The organism is Okeania sp. KiyG1, assembly GCF_014132355.1.
Lineage (GTDB): Bacteria > Cyanobacteriota > Cyanobacteriia > Cyanobacteriales > Microcoleaceae > Okeania.
In genome coordinates this window covers 57,515-79,096 of sequence record NZ_BLZO01000091.1, presented here as the reverse complement: position 1 = coordinate 79,096, position 21,582 = coordinate 57,515, and the positions used below count along the sequence as shown (strand labels likewise).

The window sequence follows — 21,582 nt, the reverse complement described above, 5'->3', positions numbered from 1 at the left end:
CTAAAATCTGCTGTAATATTAAATCCGCTTAAACAGTTATAGATAGGTTAACTGTTTAGGAGTCAACCCACCCCTCGCCCCTCCCCTCCCAACCCACCCCTAACCCCGACCGTGGAGGGGAGGGGAAGTCAGGAGTCAGGAGTCAGGAGAAGAAAGATAAGGCAAGATGAGCGTAGTTATGGCGATTGGAGAATTTTTTTATGTCCAATTAAACGGATTTGATATAATATCTGGAGAGTACAAAGTTCTTCTAAAGAATGATTAGCTTTCAAGACTAAAAGTATTACTGGAAAAGGCTTACAGCACCTACAAGTCTGAATAGAAAGTTTCTAACCTTTAGATAGCTGAAAGCCTTAGCTAGCAATAGTTATTCCTAGAACTTTGCACTGTCTAAATAATATCACAACCTATTTAAGATTACTATATTGGTTCTAAATAGGTTGTGACAATTTTTATAGTAGCTAATTTCAACTGAAAACATAAGTAAATTCTGACTCCTGACTCCTAACTATCACTAAAATCTCACAACTCAAATTAAGATTACTATATGAAAAATTTAAACATTTTCAATTCTGCCTATTTCTGGTATTTCTGCTTTACTGTAATTTTTCTTCTATCCCTAGATTTTTGGTCATGGAAACAAACAATTTCCTTTTCAATTCTCCATCTACCAACTTGGGTTTTCTATTTTATTGCTTTACAAATTATTCTCGCTTGTGCTATTTTTGTTTTCTCTCAAACATTCTGGAAAACTGAGTCTAAAAAGGAGAATAAATCTTGATAGAAAACCTAATTCCCTACTTAATCATTAGTATCTATTTACTCTCAACTCTCGCCATTGGAATAATCAGTTATCGCAGCCAAGAAAATACCCCAGAAGATTACTTTCTCGCAGATAGAAAAATTAACTCCATAGTTCTATTTTTTACTCTCATTGCCACAAATTTTAGTGCTTTTACCTTCTTAGGATTTTCTGGTGCTGGTTATCGCATTGGTATGAGCTATTATCCGATGATGGGATTTGGTACAGCCCTCGTAGGAATAACATTTTATTTTATCGGTTATAAAGTTTGGCTTTTAGGAAAAGAAAAAGGCTTCATCACCCCGTCAGAATTAATTGAAAATCGCCTCCCTAGCCAACCACTAAAATTATTATTTTTAGCCGTAATGATAATTTTTACCATACCTTACTTAACCCTACAACCAATCGGTGGAGGTTATATTATTGAAAATTTAACTAACGGACAAATTCCTTATTTTTGGGGAGCAACTTTTTTAACCTTTATTATTGTACTATATGTATTTTTAGGAGGGATGAGAAGCGTAGCTTTAACCGATGTTTTACAAGGGATTTTAATGTTAGTTTTGATGATAGTTGCAGTAGTAGCGATCGCTCAAAGTCTAGGAGGTTTTTCTGAAGCTAACCGCACTGTCTATCAACTAAAACCAGAAATTTTTTCTCGCTCTGGAATGAATAATTTTTTCACTCCCCATAAATGGTTTAGTTATATGTTGCTTTGGGGTTTAAGTGTGCCGATGTTTCCGCAAATGTTTATGCGATTTTATACTCCTAAAACTGCTAATTCTCTAAAAATTTCTGCTAGTTTATATCCTTTAATTACCGCCTTAATATTTATTTGCCCTGTTTTAATCGGAATGTGGGGTCATATTAACTTTCCCGACCTAGTAGGAAAAGAAGCAGATCGAATTTTTCCCATGATGTTAGGAGAATATACATCTACTGGCATTGCTTCATTAGTAATGGTAGGTGCTTTAGCAGCATTTATGTCAACCCTTGATTCACAACTTTTAGCATTAAGCTCCATGATTACAAGAGATATTTATATTGTTTATATTCGTCCCCAAGCTACTCTTCCAGAACAAACTTTTGTCGGTAAAATATTAATTGTTATTTTAGCAATAATAGGTTTAACTCTTGCAGCAAACCCCCCAGCTACAATTGCAGCGATCGCCACTCAATCTTTTACAGGTTTAGCAGTATTATTTCCCACAGTTATTGCTGCTTTATATGGAAAAAATATTTCACCTATTAGCTGTATAGTTTCGATTATTTTTGGGGAAATAGCAGTTATTGGTTTTCAGATAGGTTTGATTCCTCAAAGTTTTACTTTAGGATTTTTACCCGTGGTGCCAATAGTATTAGTTTGTGGATTAATAATTGTAGTAGGAAGAATAATAGATAAGGGAATAGGAAATAGGGGGAAATAATTTTAGATTACTCTCTGAACTCATATTCACTGGTAAAAATATAAAGGGAGTCGATTTTTTTTGATAACTATTGTGCTTTTTGATGTAGTTGGTCTCGTGGATTAAGTAAGGCTACCCAATACCCAGTATTGGCAAAAACTCGTTAACTCGTTTCTTTTTTCCCCACCTAAACCTTGATAAAAATCAAAGTTTTTTTAGAGGTCTGTTGGTACTTTTTCCCATTCTTTATCGGGGATTTTTTTCCTATTTCTACAGTTATTTCCCATATTGGTTTTGCCTGGTTCTCGTATTCAATATCTACTAATTTTTGTTCCTGTTGGAGATTAGTATATTGAGTAACTTCTTGTACTTGTTGCACAATTTTTTCTAATAACCATAATTTCTCTTCTAAAGATAAATTTTGGATTGAATTTTCGAGTTGTATTAATTTTGATGAGACCATTTTTCCTCCTAGTTATATCCCTATTTCAAATATATTCTACTCTACCTATCATTTCCTCTCGATTATAAACCTCATAAATCAAAATCAGACATCTGATAATTTCACCAATGGAACGAGAGTTAGGTGAACAATAAGCAATTCCAGGGTGTTCGTTTGTTTGACTAGCTATAATCAGAAAGTCCTCATCGTGAGTCACCATCACTCGTTTTTCACTGCGGATAAATTCTAAGTGCGACTCATAACTTTGAGTTCTTAACCCAGTCTCTACAGTAGTTGTTACATCTATACCGTAACGACGTAACCCATTTGCAATGCTATTGTCGATGTGTTCGTCTAAATGAAATTTAATTTTATTGCTCATCTCTAATTGCTTTTAATTTTGCTTGTAGTGGAGATGGAGGACTATTTCGTTTTAATTCTTCTACCTTAGCTCGACTTTCAGCAGTATGTCTGTCTATTTCTTCTCGGCGATCGTAATAATATGCCATTGCTGCATGAACTGCGGCTAAAGGTAGATTGTATTTACCTGCAATTTCTTCTATAGATATTCCCATTTTCAGATACATTTCAGCTACATGAGCAACTGAAATGCGATGACCAGCAATGCGTGGTTTGCCACCTAAAACACCAGGGGTGATGTCAATATATTCTGTAATTACTGATTGTATAGGCATTTTTTTAACTTTTTTGATTTAGCATAATTTTAGCATAATACCATTTATTTAAGATTCATAGCGATCGCGAAAGCGGAACGGAGTTCTATCGCCTGTTTTGTCTATGGCAATATTGACCGAATTTTTGGTGTCGGAATTTCTCGTCTTAATTCTTGAGCAGTTTCAATCTATTCTTGCATAATTATTTCTACATTTTGCAGTGCTTCCTGATAGGTTTTACCATCAGCTTTATCTGATCGTAATCAAAAAATCTGTTAGATTCGTTACACATTTTCTTCATTGGATGACTATACTTGAGAAGTATAAAATTATAATTAGTATTATATAAAAACTATAGTGCTATAGTACAAATGACTACTATTACAACTAGAGAAGCTGCTTTTTTATTAGGTATTTGTTGTCAACGAGTAAGAGTTCTACTTTCTCAAGGTAGAATTAGAGGTGCTTATAAGCATAAAGGATTTTGGAAAATTCCTGTTTATGGTGAGCGGAAAATGCCTGTCGTCGTACCAGGTACAAGAGGTCCGAAAGGTATTTGGTGTCATCAGGAACGAAAGAAACCGACGATAATTCATGTCAATCAACAGAAAATTAAAAAAAATGGCAAGAGAATTAAGCACGATCCTCTAATGACTCCCGATCAATTGAAGCCAGTAGTATCTGTTAAGCAGAGAAATCGTAATGACTTAGGTTATCAAATAGTTCTTGAAGGTCGGTGTCGTATAGTTTATAAGCCCTATCAACCTTTAGATTGTGGCGCTCATTTGTGGATTGAGACTTACGATCCGGTTCAATTTGTGGATACTCAGTTTAACCCAGTGACCGCGAGGCGAGCTTATAAATATGTCTGAGATTAATTGATATTAATAGGTGAAACGTTTCTAATCTACCGCAAAAAGTAATATTGAATTCAAAAGGCGTTGCTGCATTTGCTCATCGTTCAATTTTGTAATTTGATTGTTTTTTGGATGAGGCGATTTTTAGAGGATGCTTGGTGATTCTTAGGTTATGTTCGGCAAACGCTCAAAAATTATTCATAAATTATGCCAATATTGAGCGTGTTTTTGGTGTCGGAATTTCTCGTCCTAATTCTTGAGCAGTTTCTATCCATTCTTGCATAATTATTTCTACATTTTGTAGTGCTGACTGATAGGTTTGTCCATCAGCTATACAACCAGGTAATTCTGGAACTTCTGCTATAAATGCTTGGTCTTCTTGACTCCAGTAGAGGATTATTTCGTAGTGTAGCATTGGCTTAATTTTCTAGATGATATTTGATAATAACTGCACGAATTTGTTTGACTTGATGAGCTTTTGCTTATGGGCTTTTGGCTAGAATATTTAGAATTTTAGGCTAGGTGGCCAATTTAGAGTTAAGGTTTTGGACTAAAGTATAGCTTCTTTAAAGAGCGATCGCTCTTTGATTTTATAAGTTTTTCTGGAAATTCCTTATTAGTTGAGAATATGCTTGTGCTACATTATTAGAAACTATTAATTTTTTTTATTTAAGCCTAGCCATCTCTAAAATGAGGAAAATTCTATGACACGAGACCCGGCAGTTTTAAAAAAAGTATCAGTTAGTCTTCCGTTCTTAGAAACCTACGATAATCTATAGAAATCTATGATTATCTGTTCTATTCCTGCTTCATTCTGGCAACGTCGGCGTTATCCAGTCCACAGGCTGTCACGGTCGTTTGCTTCGCAACGCTGACGCGAAACGCGCTAGCGTTGCGGAGCAAACTGACCGCCATAGCTAAATTTAACGCTGCATTCAAGTCTCGTTCGCGCTAGCGTTGCGGAGCAATCACAACTAAAATTGCAGTGTTCGCACTTAAACACTCTCTCAGATAAAGATAAAGACTCTTTAACAGTTCCACACCTACTGCAAGTCTTAGAGCTAGGAAACCATCTATCAACAACAGTTAGCTCAGAACTATATAACTCACACTTGTACTCTAACTGTCTTCTGAACTCATAAAAACCCATAGACTAGGGCAGCCTTAGCTAGTTTATGGTTCGCCATCATACCTAATACATTTAAGTCTTCTATTACTATCTGGCTGTGGTTTTTAGCTAGATAGGTAGTCAGTTTATGCAATGTATCTTTTCTGATGTTGGCTATCGTGTTGTGTAACTGAGCTATCTTAAGTTGAGATTTTTTCCAGTTCTTAGAGAATTTAGTTTTATGTCTGTTGAGATATTGCAGTCGTGATAATTTAGATTCTAACTTTCTATAAGACTTAGCCCCTTCAAATACTTCACCAGTAGATAAAGTAGCTAGAGATTTTATACCTAAATCTACACCAACTACATCTACTGATTTCTCAGTATTTATGGAAGCTGTTTCTATCTTGAAACTAATAAACCATCTACCTGCCTTTTTGGTAATAGTTACAGACTTTGGACTAACATTGTCTGGCAATATTTCAAAGGTTTTTACCCAACCAATTCGAGGTAACTTTATACGATTAAAACCTACCGATATGGAACCATCCAAAGTGTTTGCGTAGCATTCCGCAGGAAAACTATCATCTCTACCTTTTTTCTTAAATTGAGGTTGTCCTGAGACTTTGCTAAAGCAACGCTTCCAACCATCTGATAAATACCTCAAAGCATATTGAGGCGCACCCGATCGATACTTCATAATACCAATAGTTGTTAGGTTTAACCATTGCTACTAAAAGTTTATGCAGGTCAATTGCAGTAGGAAATTTAAGTTTACCTGAAGGATTATTGAAATTGTGATTAAGGATGTTCTTAGTTAACCATAGTCCCCAATTGTAAGCATGACGAGCTACACCAGCGTGTTTAGCCAGCAAGGTTTTTTGTTTATTATTTGGGTATAACTCGGTTTTGAATCCTAGTAGCATAAAATTCAATATAGATTATACTAGATAATAGTAGATAATCATAGATTATGTCAAGCTGTTAAAAACCCTTTGGTCTAGGTTCGGCAGAATGGGAGGCCGATCTAACAGAGCGTCATGCTGCTTGGTCGCTCTATGTTGAATTAGTGACGCGCATTTCGGTACAACCTTTGGAAGAAGATCGAGGTATTCTAAGAGAGACTTTAAATTCTCTGTATAGCTTGTTTGAAACTACTCGTGAAATTCTTAAAGAAGCTGGTCCTGATGTGGGTGCATCTCATAATTCGGTTGGTGGCATTGCTATTGCTGTTCTCAAACCTTGGTTTGAGACCTTTTATCACAAAGTGGCATTCTAATTTACAGGTTTGGGAAGCTCAGAAACCTGACGATGTTAGTCCTAAAGAATATGAGGTGCGGTGGATAGACGAACCTGAAGCGCGAAAGGAATTGGAGATTTTGCGAGGGGAGTTAAATCAATATGCTCAAGCTTTAGCTGAAATTGCTGGTGTTGAATATTCAAAATAGGAGTTTGTAAATGGTTAAAATCAAAGAATTTGATGTTTTTCTTTGTTACAACAGTAATGATAGGCGTGAAGTAGAAAAGATTGCTAAACAACTTAAAACCAGAGGAATTAATTCTTGGGATAAATCGGAAGTCCCGCCTGGTTCACTTTGGCAACAAGAACTTGAGGGACAAATTGAAAATATTAAGGCAGTGGCTGTTTTTATTGGAAATAATCCTTTAGGACCTTGGGATAACAATGAAATTCAACCTTTTTTACGGCGGTTTGTAAAGCGAGGGTGTCCTGTAATTCCAGTTTTGTTAGCTAATGCTCCTGAAAAACCTAAATTACCATTGTTTTTAGAAGAGAATATCTGGGTAGATTTTCGAGATTCTCAATCTAATCCTCTGGAGATGCTAATTTGGGGAATTAAAGGAAGAAGGCCACTTCAATTAACCCTTGAAGACTCAGAACCAGAAGAATTTGATGTTTTCCTGAGTCATAATAGTCGTGATAAAGATAGTGTGAGAATTATTGCTAACAAACTTAAAAAAGAGGGTATCGTAACATGGCTTGATGAAAGTCAGTTTGTGGGAGGAGATGAATGGCAAGCAAAACTCTACAAAACTCTGGATGAAACTAATCTGGCTTTCTTTTTTATTGGAAAAAATGGCATAGGGAAATGGCAATACGAAGAAGTAGACTATTTATATAATCGTTATGTATCTAGCGGTAGAAAAAACCCTAAAATTGTTCCGATACCTTTACCCGGAAGTAGTATAGATAATCTTCCTAGTGAGTTAAATTATCTAAAAAGGCTTCATTCTATATCTCTTGATAGTTTGGATGATGATAGGGAAATGAGCAGATTATTACAGATATGTCTAGAGATTAGAGCGCAGAGCAAATCAACACAAGCTATTCAAACATCTCCAGTTCAACCAAACCCACAATCTGAAGTTGGTTATGATTACAAGAAATTAGAGACATTACTTAGTCAAGGAAACTGGAAAGAAGCAGATGAAGAAACTGCCCGTTGTATGTTGACAATTACAAAGCGAGAGGAGAAGGGTTGGTTAGATGAACAATCAATTAACAATTTTCCTTGTCAAGAACTCTACAAAATTGACCAACTTTGGCTGAAGTACAGCAGTCATAAATTTGGTTTTTCAGTGCAGAAAGAAATTTATCATAGTTTAGGCGGTGCAGGTAATGCAGCTAGTAATATTGATTTAGAAATATGGAAATTGTTTGGCGACAAAGTAGGTTGGCGTCAAGGAGAAAAATGGTTATCTTACTCTGAGCTTGTGTTTAATCTGGAAACAGCTAATGAAGGACATCTCCCTGGTTGGGGTGGGGAGGGTAGTGGAGGATTATTGGGAGGTGGTAGAAGATTATTTATTGGTGGTGTTTCTTTAGATCATCATTATCTTATGCAGAAGCTTTTCAAATGCAACATAAGTTATAGAAGTCGCGAAAAAAATAGAGTGAGACCTATCCCCAATAAACTAGCTGATGAAGAAACACTTCGTCTAATGAGAAGAGTTGCTAGTCAAGAAGAGGAAAGTACATTAAGCGTACAAGTAAATCCTGAACTTACTAACAAATTTTCTACTCTTGCCGAACAATGGGAAAAAGAAGTAGAGGGAATGTCATCTACCGCAAGAATGTCTCAACATCCTGCCTACCAAGAAATTATCCAGATGGGAACTCAAATAGTACCTTTGTTACTTCAAGAATTGAAGCAAAATCCTCTATACTGGTTATCAGCATTAGAGGACATAACAGGAGAAAATCCCATCAAACCAGAACAACGAGGGCGAGTTAAACGGATGGCAGAAGCTTGGTTAGAGTGGGGAAAAGAGCGGGGTTACACAGTTTAAATGTACAGAAGACCAGAACTAGAGTTTAAGTGGCCTAATTTGTCTGGTACTGACTACAGGGTGACAAGCTCTAAATCTCAAGAGTATAATTGTTTTGCTTATGCAGCAGGAGAGACAGACCGCTGGTGGCAAGCAACGCCTGGCGATCGTTTTTATTGGCCGGATGGTGTACCTCAAGAGGAAACTTTAGAAGCATATATTCAAGCTTATCAAACTCTGGGATACGAAGTTTGCGATGGCGATGAGCTAGAAGCAGGGTTTGAAAAAATTGCGCTTTATGTTGATTCGGAAAATATACCAACTCATGCTGCCAGACAGTTAGCTAATGGGAAGTGGGTAAGTAAACTGGGATGGTTGGAGGATATCGAACATGAACTTGATGCTTTGACTGGCGATCGCTATGGAGTTGTAGGGCAAATTCTGAAACGAGCTATTGATTATTGAGAGGAGCGATCGCTCTTGTTATGAGGAAGGCGATCGCCTGTTTGATCTATGACAATATTGACCGAATTTTTGGTGTAGGAATTTCTCGTCCTAATTCTTGAGCAGTTTCTATCCATTCTTGCATAATTAATTTCTACCTGAATTGCAGTGCTGACTGATAGAGAAACCTCTCAGATAGACAAGCTGGTAATTCTGTAAATTATGCAACTTGCTATATTCTCCTACTAGGGTTATAATTTTAATAATTTGACAATTATTTAGGTCGTTTTTATGAACATATCTTTAAGTCTAGAAGCGCAAAAATTTATTGAGGAACAAGTTAATAGTGGTAGGTATTCCTCCGCTACAGAAGTAGTGGGAGAAGCATTGCGACTTTTATCGGACAAAGAGAGTATTCGCTCCAAACATTTTGTTGAGTTGAAAGAAAAAATAAGAATGGGAATAGAAAAGTTAGATCGCGGTGAAGGAATTGATGGAGAAGAGGTATTTGCAGAGTTGGAGGCAGATATTAAGTGCATTGAAACTGAAATGAAACAAGGGATAATTAAGTAATGAGTCGATTTATTATTTCTCCTCTGGCAAAACAGGAATTAAAGGAAATTAACCGCTATATTGCTAGGTTTAATTCTAATGCTGCTAGGAGACTTATTAATAGAATTAAACAGCAGTGTAAACTGTTAGCTGATTTTCCCGAAATGGGGCAAAAATGTGATGAGTTAGAACCCGGTCTCAGAAGTTTTCCAGTAGAAAATTACATCATCTTCTATCGTCAAATGGATGATGGGGTGCAAATAGTGCGAGTAATTAGCGGTTATCGAGATTTGGAGATGATTTTCTCTCAGGATATTGATGGATAATTGGTAGATTAGCGATCGCTCTTTTTCTTAGGAGGGCGATCGCCTGTTTTATCTATGTCAATATTGACCGTATTTTTGGTGTAGGAATTTCTCGTCCTAATTTTTGAGCAGTTTCTATCTATTCTTGCATAATTATTTCTACATTTTGCCAAGCTTGACAATATATGCTATTAATAAAGTAAATTTTAGTGGTAAAAATGCCAACTGTTCTCAGGTTTGAAGCATATCGCTTTTACTTCTATAGTCACGAACCAAATGAATCACCACATATTCATGTTGATAGAGATAATTTTTCTGCCAAATTTTGGTTATCTTCTGTATCTCTAGCGATCAAATATTGGGTTTAGTTCTGAGAGAGTGAAGAAAAATTCAATCAATTGTGGAATTTAATCAACAAAATTTTTTGGAGAAATGGAATGAGTATTTCAACACATCAAGCTGATGAGCGAGTTAAAAATGTAAAAATACAAAAGGATACTTTCAGTGTTGAACTGATGAATGGACGTACCATCACTGTTCCTTTAGTTTGGTATCCTCGTCTATTAAAAGCAACTTCAAAACAACGACAAGCATGGAAAATATCTGGTGATCGTTATGGTATTTATTGGGAGGAAATATATGTATATATTAGGACTAAGGGATTATTAAAAGCTAGCCCTGCTCATCAAAAATCAACAAACAAAAAATTTAAACAATTAGATATTAGCTCTAAATTTATACTTATTTATTTATCTCTTAAGCTAATAATTTTTCCTGTTATTCAAATAGTAATAAATATTATTTCAGATTTGAAATATCAAGAAAAAATTGCAGATAATATCATAAAAATTCCTGATACTAATTTCCCTGATCTTATTTTACTGATTATTATCTTATTGCTTCAACCAGAAGCATCAAAAATATTTAAAACTTTGGACTTATCACCTAAAGGATTTAAGGCAGAATTCAAAGACCTAAAAAATAAAGTGAATAAAAACCAAGAAGAAATAGACAATTTTCAACAAAAGCAAATTGATGATATCAAAAAACTGCAAAATTTTATGTTTATGTACCCACGACTTCTTGAAGAAAAAATGACAGAAAAACTACAGAAGCTTAAAGAACATACTGAAAAGAATACTGACTTTAAATTTAAAGTTCCTAAGCAGGTAGCATCAGAATTGAGAAGTTTAAGAGATTCAGGATTAATCAAAATTAAGCGACCATATAAGTATGTATCTGATTTACAAAGAGACAGTAAAGATGGACAAGATGATATTGACTTGACTAAATATTGTGAACTAACTAAATTAGGTGAAGATTTTTTAGAAAAGTTAGCATTAGCAAAAACTTCTACTGAAACTAATAATCTAAAATAGGGCGGGCAAATAAATATTCACCCACCCTAAAAACTCTCTTACCAATAGATAATTAATAATTAGAGATAACTTTCATTATCAATTATCCATTATCAATTATCCATTAATTACTCTATCCCCTCAATTCTATCCTCCACTTGCTGATACAACTCTCTCAACTTATCCAAATTACTCTCACTGGTCTCCCAATAACCGCGACCGTTCACTTCTAACAATGTAGTCACCATCTTCCGGAACGAATGGGGATTCAAATTCAACAACCGCTGCTGCATCTGCTCATCTTTAATAAAGGTCTCGTTCACATCCTCATAAACCCAATTATCCACGGCACCAGCAGTGGCACTCCATCCCATAGTATTCACGAGACGCTTTGACAATTCCCGCACCCCTTCATAACCATGAGACAACATTCCCTCATACCATTTTGGATTCAACATTTTTGTCCGAGCATCTAAACGTACCGTCTCAGACAAAGACCGCACCTGAGCATTGGCAGTTGTTGTATCCGCAATATAAGAAGATGGTTTTTTACCATCATCCCGGAGAGTGGCTACAATTTTTGTCGGGTCAGAATCAAAATAGTGACTCACATCGGTCAAACTAATTTCCGAGGAATCTAAATTCTGGAATGTAGCATCGGCAGTTTTCAATGCTGACTCAAATACTTTCCGGTTATCTTCCATCATTCCTGGGTTATCAGAATTAAAAGCAAACGACTTACGCTTCAAATACATTTCCTGTAATTCCGACTCATCTTCCCAGGTACTATTCTCCACTGCCAAATTAACATTCGCAGCATAAGAACCGGAAGCATTAGAAAATACCCGCGTTGCAGCTTGACGTAAATTTACCCCTAATTCTTCTGCTTGCTTGAGAGCGTGCTTCCGAACAAAATTCATTTCTGTAGGTTCGTCCGCTTCTGCCGCCATTTTCACAGCTTTATCCAAAAGATTCATTTGATTGATAAATAAATCTCGGAATACACCGGAACAGTTAATCACTACGTCAACACGAGGACGACCTAATTCCTCCAATGGAATTAATTCCAATTTATTCACCCGACCCAAAGCATCAGGTACAGGTTTTACACCTACCATCCACATTACTTGAGCGAGAGATTCACCGTAAGTCTTGATATTGTCAGTTCCCCACAACACAACAGCAATAGTTTCTGGATATTGCCCACCATTTTCCTGCATTTGTCGTGCCAATAAACGGTCAACTACAATTTTTGCCGACTTCACCGCAGCAGCAGTAGGAATAGACTGGGGGTCTAGAGCGTGCATATTTTTACCAGTAGGCAAAACATCGGGGTTCCGAATAGGGTCGCCACCAGGTCCGGGTAAAATATATTCCCCTTCCAACGCTCGTAACAGAGAACCTAATTCATTATCAGCACAAACCTGTTCTAGGCAAAATTCCAAATATTCAAACAGAGGTTTAATAACTTCCGTATCAACATCAGGAAAACCAGCTTCATCCAAAGCTTCTATCCAAGGTGCTTTTTTCCTCATATTGAAGAAATTGAGTTTGCTCACCATAGAAACTCGACCATCAGCGTCAGTTTGTTGGTGAACTAATGCAGCTACAGCACTGCGAGTCGCTTCAACAATTTTTTGCAGTAACTCAACATCGGCAAGAATACCTTTATTATTATTTTGATAAAGTTCCTCAATATCGCGGTTGAGACTATTAGCAATAATTCGAGGTAAACCAGTTATCCCTTCCTCTTCTCTGTCTAGACTAGCAATATTTACCAAAGTAGCGATCGCCTCTTCAGAACTAGGAGGTTTACCAATAATGTGTAAACCACAAGGCAACAACCGGGACTCAATTTCCATCAGTCTGCGGTAAACATCACCCACAATGTTATCTCGTTCTTCAGCGGTCAACTCTTGAGCATCTTTTTCTGGCAGGATAATATCTTGGTCTAAGTTAACCATCCGACACTTATCCATGATGGTGTTGACAATAGGAATACCCCGTCCGCTATCCTTCAAAGTTTGATAAGAACCGATTAATTCGTTCAATTCCTGCAAACCTTTATATAAACCAGCATTTTCCGCAGGGGGAGTCAAGTAAGAAATAGTCTCAGCATAACTCCGACGTTTAGCAATAGTCGCCTCACTAGGATTATTCGCTGCATAATAATAGATGTTGGGAGTACTACCAATGAGATTATCTGGATAACAATCTCCAGACATTCCAATTTGTTTACCAGGCATAAATTCTAGAGAACCATGAGTACCGAAATGCAGCACCGCATCAGCTTTCCAAATTTGTTCTAAATAGGTATAGTAAGCAGCAAAACCATGATGGGGACTTGCGGAACGGGAGAACAACAACCGCATGGGGTCCCCTTCATAACCGAATGTTGGTTGTACTCCGATAAAAAGGTTTCCGAAACTTTTACCGTAGATTAATAAATTTTCGCCGTCGCTATTCAAATTTCCTGGAGGTGGTCCCCAATTTTCATGCAACCTTTCCGAGTATGGAGTCAAACGTTCGTATTGTTCGACCGACATCCGGTGAGCAATATTCAATTCCGGACTTTGATATTGAGCAGTAGCATCGTGAATAACTTGCTTCATCAATTCTTCTGCGGAGTCTGGCAAGTCTTGGATATCGTAACCGTTACCTTTGAGTGCTTTTACTACTTCATAGATAGAACCAAATACATCTAAATATGCAGCAGTACCAACATTTCCTTTATCTGGTGGGAAACTGAAAATGGTAATAGCAACTTTTTTGTCGAGTTTAGGTTTACGTCTGAGACTTGCCCATTTCATAGCGCGTTGAGCAACAGCTTCGATGCGGTCTTGGAGAGCTATTGCTTTTCCGGTTGCCCCATCACGACCAGACATAATAATAGGTTCGATCGCTCCATCCAATTCTGGAATAGCTATTTGCAAAGCTACTTGTATGGGATGCAGACCAAGTTCGCTTTCTTCCCATTCTTCGGTAGTTTGGAAAACCAGAGGCAAAGCTACCATATATGGTCTGTTCAACCGTTTCAACGATTCAATAGCTTTCGGATGGTCTTGTCTAGCAGGTCCACCAACCAGTGCAAAACCCGTTAGAGAAATTACCGTATCTACTAATGGTGTGGGTTCAACTCCTTTAGCTGCAACTTCCCAGAAATAAGCATCGACTGGTTTGGAAAAATCTAACCCTCCAGCAAATACAGGAATAACTCTAGCTCCCATTGCTTCCAATTCTTGCAACATGGCAACATAGTGAGCATCGTCTCCCGTAACTAAGTGGGTACGCTGCAATACCAACCCAACACAGGGAGCGAGGGGGTCTTTCAAATCTTCAGAAATATCTTTGCGACTGTTGTACCAGGTGAGATATTCTTTAACATCCTCAAACATTTTTGGTGCGAGGGGATGCCAGATACCCATGTCTGGATAAACAACTGGATCGACATATTGGAGAGAGCTGTTTTTCTTATCTTTGAAAACATATTTATCTGCCAACATCAGCAGGAAATTTTCCAGATTTTCCGACGAACCCCCTAACCAATATTGGAAACTAAGCATAAAGTTCCTAGCATCCTGCGCCTTATCAATAGGCATATATTTCAACACCTTCGGCAGAGTTTGCAGCAACTTCAACATTCCGTCTTGGAAAGAAGAACCAGATTTTTCCTTCCGCTTCCGCATAAACTGAGCGATCGCGCTTTTACTCTGGCCTAGTTGTGCCATTGAGAAACTGCCCATTTTATTCAGGCGCATTACTTGTGGCATGGAAGGGAAAACAACAGCAGCGTCCAGCTTATCTCGGTGGGGGGTGACAGCCTCCACTACTTTTTCGGCCAAGTCTTCAATGAAAATTAGGGAAGCGATAAAGATGTTAGCTTCAGAAACTTCTTTTTTAAAGTTCTCGTAATTTTGTGGGTCTCGTAATTCTTCTATTAAATAGCCACTTATTTCTATGGCCAAATTAGGATTTTTTTCGTTAATAGAACGCACCGCTGTTGAGAGAGAACTCTGATATTGTGCTTCTAAAACGATATATACGACTTTTAAGAGCGATCGCCCTTTGAGGTCTTCTGGGACAATGTGGCGAACGGTGGGTTTAACAGATGTGAACATTAAGTATTGCTCCTTGAGGATAATTGCTGATACTTAATGAGTATATTTACCAGAAAACGTTAATAAAAGGTAGGGTAAAGTCTTGATTTGATACAATTCGATAAGAAATTTGAAATTTTCGTTACAATTTTTGACAAAATGGCGAGTATATATTATTTTATGTTAAAAATAACTTGACATTTTGCTATAAATATGCATCATAATTTTTGTACCTTTAGATAGAATGGGAATAAAAGAAAATTCTGAAAAAGTCTTTGGATTAATATCATGTCCGGATAATTAGCGATAGAACTCCGTTCCACTTACGCGACCAAAAAAACTTCCTCCTTTTCCTTCTGTTATTTCTTGCTTCTTTCTTCTCTCCTGATTCGGTCCTCCTGACTTCCCCTCCTAGGAGCAGGGTCTATTTATTGTCACGGCTAGAAAAAAGGAGGAGGGGGTGGGGAGGGTGGGAAGTGTGAGAAGCACAGGATATCAAAAAAATATAGGGTTGTAAATATTCGGGCGACGACAATGAATTAGCCCTGCCTCCTAGGACTATGCTTTATAAACATCTTTCTTAACATAAAATTTGACATGCGTAGACAAGTTATGGATAAGCATTTGAGAGGCTTTTTCCTGAGAAAAGTGTATTGAAAACTACATTTTTTAATAAATTCAGACAAGATTCTTACTTCCCTTTTCCCTCTCTTCCCTCTCTCCCCCTCTCCCCACCCTCCCACAAGGTTTTCAGGAGTTCCTTATAAGGGATAGGTCCTAGGAGGGGTTAGGGGTGGGTTGACTCCTCCCTCATTTTATTTATAAGTAATCAACCGGACATAATATAACTGGCCATGAACTTAACTATAACATCCTTAACCGATTACGAAATCGGCGACTTAATACATGAGAGCGATCGCACTGTTGTTTATCGCGGAATGTCTAAAGTAGATGGTCAACCAGTAGCGATTAAACTGATGCGCAATCAATTTCCTTCCTTTCATGAATTAGTTCAATTTCGCAACCAATACACTGTTGCTAGAAATTTGTGTCTTGAAGGTATAGTCAAACCATTAGCTCTCCAACATTATCAGAATGGCTATGCCTTAATTATGCCAGATTTTGGTGGCATTTCTTTAGGTGAATATTATCAAGGTTCCTCTCCTAGTACAAAAGACATATCCCAATTTCTAGATATTGCCATTCAAATAGCGGAAATTGTCTATCAATTACACCGAAACCGAATTATTCATAAAGATATTAAACCAGCAAATATACTAATTAATCCTCAAACTAAACAAGTAAAAATCATTGACTTTAGTATTTCTACCCTATTGCCAAGAGAAACTCAAACCATTCAAAACTACAGTGTATTAGAAGGAACTTTAGCCTATATTTCTCCGGAACAAACCGGAAGGATGAACCGAGCAATAGACTATCGCAGCGACTTTTATTCCTTAGGAGTAACGTTGTTTGAAATGTTAAATGGAAGATTACCATTTGAAACTACTGACCCCATGGAATTGGTGCATTGTCATATTACAAAAACTCCTCCGACGCAAGACTCTCAACTACCGAGAGTCCTGGTAGATATTGTCCTAAAGTTGATGGCTAAAAATGCGGAAGATAGGTATCAGAGTGCTTTGGGTTTAAAATCAGATTTGGAAAAATGTCGGACCGAATGGCAGTTTAAGGGAAAAATAGGGTATTTTGAGTTAGGAAGTAAGGATATAAGCGATCGCTTTCTGATTCCAGAAAAACTCTACGGGAGAGAAGCAGAAGTACAACAGTTATTAGAAGCATTTGAGAGAGTAGCATCAGGCCAGAGTGAGCTAATGTTGGTAGCAGGTTTCTCTGGGATTGGAAAAACAGTAGTTGTTAATGAAGTTCACAAACCTATAGTTAGGCAAAGGGGTTATTTCATTAAAGGGAAATTCGACCAGTTTAATCGGAATATTCCTTTCTCAGCATTAGTGCAATCTCTGCGAGATTTAATGGGGCAATTATTGAGTGAAAGTGATGCTCAACTGCAACAGTGGAAAAGTCAAATCCTGGATGCAGTGGGAGAAAATGGACAAGTAATTGTTGATGTAATTCCAGAATTAGAAAAAATTATTGGCAAACAACCTGCTGTAGCAGAATTATCAGGAAGTGCTGCCCAAAATCGTTTTAATTTGCTGTTTGGCAAGTTTATTCAAGTTTTTACAACAAAAGAACATCCTTTAGTAATTTTCCTGGATGATTTACAATGGGCAGATTCTGCTTCTCTAAATTTAATGAAACTTTTGATGGGTGGAGTTTCTAATTCTTATTTGCTAATGATAGGAGCATATCGGGATAATGAGGTATTTCCTGCCCATCCGTTAATGTTAACCCTAGATGAGATGGGGAAAGCAGAGGCAACAATTAACACTATTACTTTAGCACCTTTATCTGAAAGAAATATTAATCATTTGGTAGCGGATACCCTGAGTTGTGATGGGGAGGTGGCGAAACCGTTAACGGAGTTGGTGTATCAGAAGACCAAGGGAAATCCGTTTTTTACGACTCAGTTTTTGTTGGGTTTGTATGGAGATGAATTGATTAGTTTTAATCGGGAAGTGGGGTATTGGGAGTGTGATATTACTAAGGTGAGGCAAAAAGCGCTTACTGATGATGTGGTGAAGTTTATGGCACAAAGGTTGCAGAAATTACCGAGGGAAACTCAGGATGTGCTGAAACTAGCTGCTTATATTGGTAATCAGTTTGATTTGGAGACTTTGGCAGTAGTAAGCGAACAGTCTCAGATAGAAGTTGCAAGTAGTTTGTGGCTAGCATTGCAAGAGGGATTAGTATTACCGAAAAGCGAAATCTATAAATTCTTCCAAGGAGAGGATCTCAAAGTCAAAAACGAGATTGAAAACTTAGAAAACCTCACTGTAGGTTATCGCTTCCTGCACGATCGCGTCCAACAGGCAGCATATACTTTGATTCCCGAAGAGATACGAGGAGTGAAACACCTCCACATCGGTCGTTCCTTACTTGGTGGTTTATCCCCAGAAAAAGTCCGAGAGCAAGTATTAGATATCGTCCGACATTTCAATGTCGAACCTTCTTTGTTAACCACCCCAGAAGAGAAAATGCAAGTCGTACAATTAAACCAAATGGCCGGGGAAAAAGCCAAGCGATCGACAGCTTATTCTGGCGTTATCGATTACTTCAATAGAGGAATGGCGTTACTAGGGAACGACCCTTGGCAGCAACAACGAGAATTGGCATTTTATTTCTCGGAAAATATTGCCGAAGCCGCTTTTCTCTCAGGGGATTTTGCTATGGCGAGGGCGATCGTATCAAGTATCAAACAAGAAGCAGAAAATTTCTTAGAGGAAATTAAGGCTTGGGAAATCGAAATTCAAATCGCTCAAGCCCGAGGAGAACAACTCCAATGCTTGAAGATTGCCCTATCGGTATTGCAACAATTGGGAGTAGAATTGCCCGAATATCCCACAGAAGAGGATATTCAACAAGGATTGCGCGATACTGACACCGCCCTGAACGGGACCGAAGTGGCTGACATTGCCAAGTTACCTCCCATGGAGAACCGAGAAATTAAGGCAGCCACGGAAATTTTAGCGAGTATGATTTCGCCAGCCTTTCAAGTCCGAATTCTCCTCTTTCAGATGGTGGCCATCCGACAATTACAACTGACGCTCCAGTGGGGCTTGACGACCCAAACCCCGGTTGCATGCGTTCTCTACGGGATGTTTTTAGCAGGGGCTTGGTTGGATGTAGAGCGGGGCTACCAATTCGGACGGTTAGCCATAGATCTACTAGAGCAACCAGGAATGGAGTCGGTAAAAAGCACGACACGACATCTATTCCACAATCACCTTCAGAGTATCAAAGATCCGGCTCGGGCATCTTTGCAGCCAGCTCTAAAGGGAGGATTGGCAGGCATAGAAACTGGAGAATATCAGTATTCTGGCAACAGTATCTTGGTTCAATTTCTGACATCCTATTTTGCTGGAGTCGAGCTAGATGTTTTAGAACAGGATTTAGGAATTTATCGGGAACTTCTCAAACAAACTAAACAAGAAATTACGCTGGAATACTATAGCATCCTCCAACAAACAGTTGCCAATTTGAGAAGCTCGAATGCCAGTATTGATTTAATGGGAGAGTTTTATAACGAGCAAGAGAGTGTGCCTGAATTATACGAAAAAGAAGATAACACCGGACTTGCATCTTTTTTCGGCTACAAGTTGAGTTTATGCTGTCTGTTTCAAGAAGTGCTTCGGGGTGTAGAAGTTGCAGAGGAAGCAGAGAAATTTATCGCCAACCTAGGAGGTACGATCTGTCCTCCTGCTTTCCACTTCTATAACTGCTTGTTGCGACTGAAGGCGACAGAATTGCCAAAAGGGCAAAACCAAGAAATTATTGGGGAGTCATTTCAGAATAGTTTGGAGTTGTTGGGCAAGTTTGCGACTTCCGCACCAGTCAATTACGAACACAAACTACAACTTATTGAAGCTGAACGGTATCGTCTTCTCGGACAAAACATGGAAGCAATAGATTTATACGACCGCTCTATTGCCGGAGCAAAAGAAAACGAATATATCCAAGAAGAAGCCCTTGCTAACGAACTCGCAGCTAAATTCTACCTTGACTGTGGCAAAGAGAAAATTGCCTGTGTCTATATGCAAGAAGCCTACTATTGCTACGCTCGTTGGGGTGCGAAAGCCAAAACTGGCGACTTAGAAAAACGCTACCCTTATCTCCTCACACCCATTATCGAAAGCCAAAAAATTAGCTCGCTTTCCAGTGCGACTCTCACCCATTTAACTCAAGGAACAATTTCCCGAACTGCAACAGGAGCAAGAGAAATATTAGACTTAGCTACTCTAATGAAAGCATCGCGGACTCTCTCAGAAGATATATCCTTAGAAGGAGCAGTAGCTAATTTAATGCAAGTAGTCAGAGAAAATGCCGGAGCTGAAACTGTGGCATTGATGCTGTTTACTGACCAAGTATTAATGCTGACAGCTATTGTTACTAACCAAGAAACTCTTACTTGTTACCCTGTTCCTGTAGCAACCAGTCATGCAATACCCTTGAGTATAGTCAACCAAGTCAAGCGCAACCAAAAGTCTTTAGTTCTTGATAACGCTATTAACAATAATGCTTATGCTGGGGATGCTTATATCCAAAAACATCAACCCAAGTCTGTGTTATGTCTACCCTTAATAGACCGCGGTAACATGATTGGCATTCTTTACCTAGAAAACAATCAATTAGCAGGAGCATTTACCAGCGAACGAGTAGAAGTATTAAGTTTACTTTGTTCCCAAGCAGCAATTTCCCTGGAAAATGCCAGACTCTATCAAGAATCTCAGAATTATGCTCAAAAATTAGAACAAACACAACTACAACTTGTTCAAAGCGAAAAAATGGCTTCAATTGGTCAGTTAGTTTCTGGTGTCGCTCACGAAATCAATAATCCTATAGGCTTTATTTCTGGTAACTTAGGTTGCGCCACCAAATACATCCAAAATTTAATTGATTTATTGCAGCTTTATCAAGAAGGATTCGATTGGAATAGTGAAACAACTCAAGATAAAATTGAGGAGATAGAATTAGATTATCTGATAGAAGATTTGCCAGAAATGCTCCGATCAATGAGACAAGGAACTAATCGCATTACCGAGATTAGCAAATCCATGAGAACCTTTTCTCGTAGCGATACAATAGCGAAAGTTCCATTTAACATTCATCAAGGAATAGATAGCACTTTATTAATTCTCAGACACCGACTCAAAGCTAATGAACTTCGCCCAGAAATAAAAGTAGTAAAAAACTATGGAAATTTGCCAGAAATCAACTGTTATCCCGGACAACTAAATCAAGTATTTATGAACTTAATTGCTAATGCTATTGATGCTTTAGAAGAAAGTAATTCCGGGAAAAATTTTGATGAGATAAAAGCAGCACCAAATCAGATTACTATTACTACAGAAATTGAGGATGAAAAACAACAGGCAATTATCCGCATTAGAGATAATGGTTTGGGTATAAATGAGGAGATGAAAAATAAAATATTCGAGCATTTATTTACGACCAAAGTAGTAGGAAAAGGAACGGGATTAGGTTTATCAATTTCTCGGCAAATAGTAGAAGAAAAACATGGAGGTAAAATTACTTGTACTTCAGAATTAGGAATAGGAACTGAGTTCGTTATTGCTTTGGCTCAAAAATAAGGGAAAGTCTGGCAAA

The 21,582-nt window shown here is 37.8% G+C and carries 21 protein-coding genes; 11 read left to right on the top strand and 10 right to left on the bottom strand.

Going from position 1 to position 21,582, the window contains the following annotated elements; all coding sequences use genetic code 11:
- Positions 1-777: 777 nt before the first annotated feature.
- Positions 778-2,229, top strand: coding sequence for a sodium:solute symporter family protein (locus tag SAGCYANO_RS21080; RefSeq protein ID WP_202221856.1), 1,452 nt, complete (start codon positions 778-780; stop codon positions 2,227-2,229).
- A gap of 166 nt (positions 2,230-2,395) precedes the next feature.
- Here SAGCYANO_RS21080 and SAGCYANO_RS21075 read toward each other — a convergent pair whose 3' ends face one another.
- From SAGCYANO_RS21075 to SAGCYANO_RS21065, 3 genes are read right to left on the bottom strand one after another with little or no spacing between them, the layout of a single operon-like run.
- Positions 2,396-2,671 carry a hypothetical protein gene (locus SAGCYANO_RS21075; RefSeq protein ID WP_202221855.1) on the bottom strand — a complete coding sequence of 92 codons (276 nt, stop codon included), beginning with the start codon at positions 2,669-2,671 and terminating at the stop codon, positions 2,396-2,398.
- Positions 2,672-2,696: 25 nt separating this feature from the next.
- The gene (locus tag SAGCYANO_RS21070) at positions 2,697-3,032 is read right to left on the bottom strand and encodes a DUF5615 family PIN-like protein (RefSeq protein ID WP_202221854.1); all 336 of its coding nucleotides are present in this window, start codon (positions 3,030-3,032) and stop codon (positions 2,697-2,699) included.
- Positions 3,022-3,345, bottom strand: coding sequence for a DUF433 domain-containing protein (locus tag SAGCYANO_RS21065; protein ID WP_202221853.1), 324 nt, complete (start codon positions 3,343-3,345; stop codon positions 3,022-3,024). The genes SAGCYANO_RS21070 and SAGCYANO_RS21065 overlap by 11 nt, the downstream gene beginning before the upstream one ends.
- Before the next feature lie 350 nt (positions 3,346-3,695).
- Between SAGCYANO_RS21065 and SAGCYANO_RS21060 the strand changes: the two genes are divergently transcribed.
- Positions 3,696-4,196 (top strand): helix-turn-helix domain-containing protein, encoded by a 501-nt coding sequence (locus SAGCYANO_RS21060; RefSeq protein WP_237396452.1) that lies wholly within the window; start codon positions 3,696-3,698, stop codon positions 4,194-4,196.
- A gap of 190 nt (positions 4,197-4,386) precedes the next feature.
- Here the strand turns inward: SAGCYANO_RS21060 and SAGCYANO_RS21055 are convergent, their stop codons facing one another.
- The 4 genes from SAGCYANO_RS21055 to SAGCYANO_RS45155 all read right to left on the bottom strand — a co-directional run bounded on the left by SAGCYANO_RS21055 (position 4,387) and on the right by SAGCYANO_RS45155 (position 6,215).
- Positions 4,387-4,596 (bottom strand): type II toxin-antitoxin system HicB family antitoxin, encoded by a 210-nt coding sequence (locus tag SAGCYANO_RS21055; RefSeq protein ID WP_202221852.1) that lies wholly within the window; start codon positions 4,594-4,596, stop codon positions 4,387-4,389.
- Positions 4,597-5,067: 471 nt separating this feature from the next.
- The gene (locus SAGCYANO_RS45165; RefSeq protein WP_237396450.1) at positions 5,068-5,331 is read right to left on the bottom strand and encodes a transposase; all 264 of its coding nucleotides are present in this window, start codon (positions 5,329-5,331) and stop codon (positions 5,068-5,070) included.
- Positions 5,318-5,989, bottom strand: coding sequence for a transposase (locus SAGCYANO_RS45160; protein WP_237396448.1), 672 nt, complete (start codon positions 5,987-5,989; stop codon positions 5,318-5,320). Before SAGCYANO_RS45160 ends, SAGCYANO_RS45165 begins: the two co-directional genes overlap by 14 nt.
- The gene (locus SAGCYANO_RS45155) at positions 5,919-6,215 is read right to left on the bottom strand and encodes a helix-turn-helix domain-containing protein (RefSeq protein WP_237396446.1); all 297 of its coding nucleotides are present in this window, start codon (positions 6,213-6,215) and stop codon (positions 5,919-5,921) included. The genes SAGCYANO_RS45160 and SAGCYANO_RS45155 overlap by 71 nt, the downstream gene beginning before the upstream one ends.
- 167 nt (positions 6,216-6,382) lie before the next feature.
- Between SAGCYANO_RS45155 and SAGCYANO_RS21045 the strand changes: the two genes are divergently transcribed.
- From SAGCYANO_RS21045 to SAGCYANO_RS21015, 4 genes are read left to right on the top strand one after another with little or no spacing between them, the layout of a single operon-like run.
- A complete protein-coding gene (locus tag SAGCYANO_RS21045) occupies positions 6,383-6,568 on the top strand; it encodes a hypothetical protein (RefSeq protein WP_202221851.1) in 186 nt (61 codons plus the stop codon).
- Complete coding sequence (locus SAGCYANO_RS21040; RefSeq protein ID WP_202221850.1) at positions 6,516-6,737, top strand: hypothetical protein; 222 nt, start codon at positions 6,516-6,518, stop codon at positions 6,735-6,737. The genes SAGCYANO_RS21045 and SAGCYANO_RS21040 overlap by 53 nt, the downstream gene beginning before the upstream one ends.
- Positions 6,738-6,747: 10 nt before the next feature.
- A complete protein-coding gene (locus tag SAGCYANO_RS45150; protein ID WP_237396444.1) occupies positions 6,748-8,598 on the top strand; it encodes a GUN4 domain-containing protein in 1,851 nt (616 codons plus the stop codon).
- On the top strand, positions 8,599-9,042 hold the full coding sequence (locus SAGCYANO_RS21015) for a hypothetical protein (protein ID WP_202221849.1): 444 nt from the start codon (positions 8,599-8,601) through the stop codon (positions 9,040-9,042).
- On the opposite strand, the gene SAGCYANO_RS47870 is transcribed toward SAGCYANO_RS21015, so the two are convergent.
- Positions 9,036-9,158: a hypothetical protein gene (locus tag SAGCYANO_RS47870; protein ID WP_255502635.1), complete on the bottom strand. Its 123-nt coding sequence runs from the start codon at positions 9,156-9,158 to the stop codon at positions 9,036-9,038. The two genes, SAGCYANO_RS21015 and SAGCYANO_RS47870, sit on opposite strands and share 7 nt — an antisense overlap.
- A 154-nt stretch (positions 9,159-9,312) precedes the next feature.
- Here SAGCYANO_RS47870 and SAGCYANO_RS21010 point away from each other — a divergent pair, with 154 nt between their 5' ends.
- On the top strand, positions 9,313-9,594 hold the full coding sequence (locus tag SAGCYANO_RS21010; protein WP_202221848.1) for a type II toxin-antitoxin system ParD family antitoxin: 282 nt from the start codon (positions 9,313-9,315) through the stop codon (positions 9,592-9,594).
- Complete coding sequence (locus SAGCYANO_RS21005) at positions 9,594-9,899, top strand: type II toxin-antitoxin system RelE/ParE family toxin (RefSeq protein ID WP_202221847.1); 306 nt, start codon at positions 9,594-9,596, stop codon at positions 9,897-9,899. Before SAGCYANO_RS21010 ends, SAGCYANO_RS21005 begins: the two co-directional genes overlap by 1 nt.
- An 8-nt stretch (positions 9,900-9,907) precedes the next feature.
- Here SAGCYANO_RS21005 and SAGCYANO_RS21000 read toward each other — a convergent pair whose 3' ends face one another.
- Positions 9,908-10,051 carry a hypothetical protein gene (locus tag SAGCYANO_RS21000; protein ID WP_202221846.1) on the bottom strand — a complete coding sequence of 48 codons (144 nt, stop codon included), beginning with the start codon at positions 10,049-10,051 and terminating at the stop codon, positions 9,908-9,910.
- Positions 10,052-10,096: 45 nt separating this feature from the next.
- Between SAGCYANO_RS21000 and SAGCYANO_RS45145 the strand changes: the two genes are divergently transcribed.
- Positions 10,097-10,246, top strand: a complete 150-nt coding sequence (locus SAGCYANO_RS45145; RefSeq protein ID WP_237396442.1) for a DUF4160 domain-containing protein — start codon at positions 10,097-10,099, stop codon at positions 10,244-10,246.
- A 69-nt stretch (positions 10,247-10,315) separates the two neighbouring features.
- On the top strand, positions 10,316-11,257 hold the full coding sequence (locus tag SAGCYANO_RS49380) for a DUF2442 domain-containing protein (protein ID WP_202221845.1): 942 nt from the start codon (positions 10,316-10,318) through the stop codon (positions 11,255-11,257).
- A gap of 107 nt (positions 11,258-11,364) precedes the next feature.
- On the opposite strand, the gene SAGCYANO_RS20985 is transcribed toward SAGCYANO_RS49380, so the two are convergent.
- Complete coding sequence (locus SAGCYANO_RS20985) at positions 11,365-15,354, bottom strand: magnesium chelatase subunit H (protein WP_202221844.1); 3,990 nt, start codon at positions 15,352-15,354, stop codon at positions 11,365-11,367.
- 833 nt (positions 15,355-16,187) lie between these two features.
- Here SAGCYANO_RS20985 and SAGCYANO_RS20980 point away from each other — a divergent pair.
- Complete coding sequence (locus SAGCYANO_RS20980; protein WP_202221843.1) at positions 16,188-21,566, top strand: ATP-binding sensor histidine kinase; 5,379 nt, start codon at positions 16,188-16,190, stop codon at positions 21,564-21,566.
- Positions 21,567-21,582 lie beyond the last annotated feature (16 nt).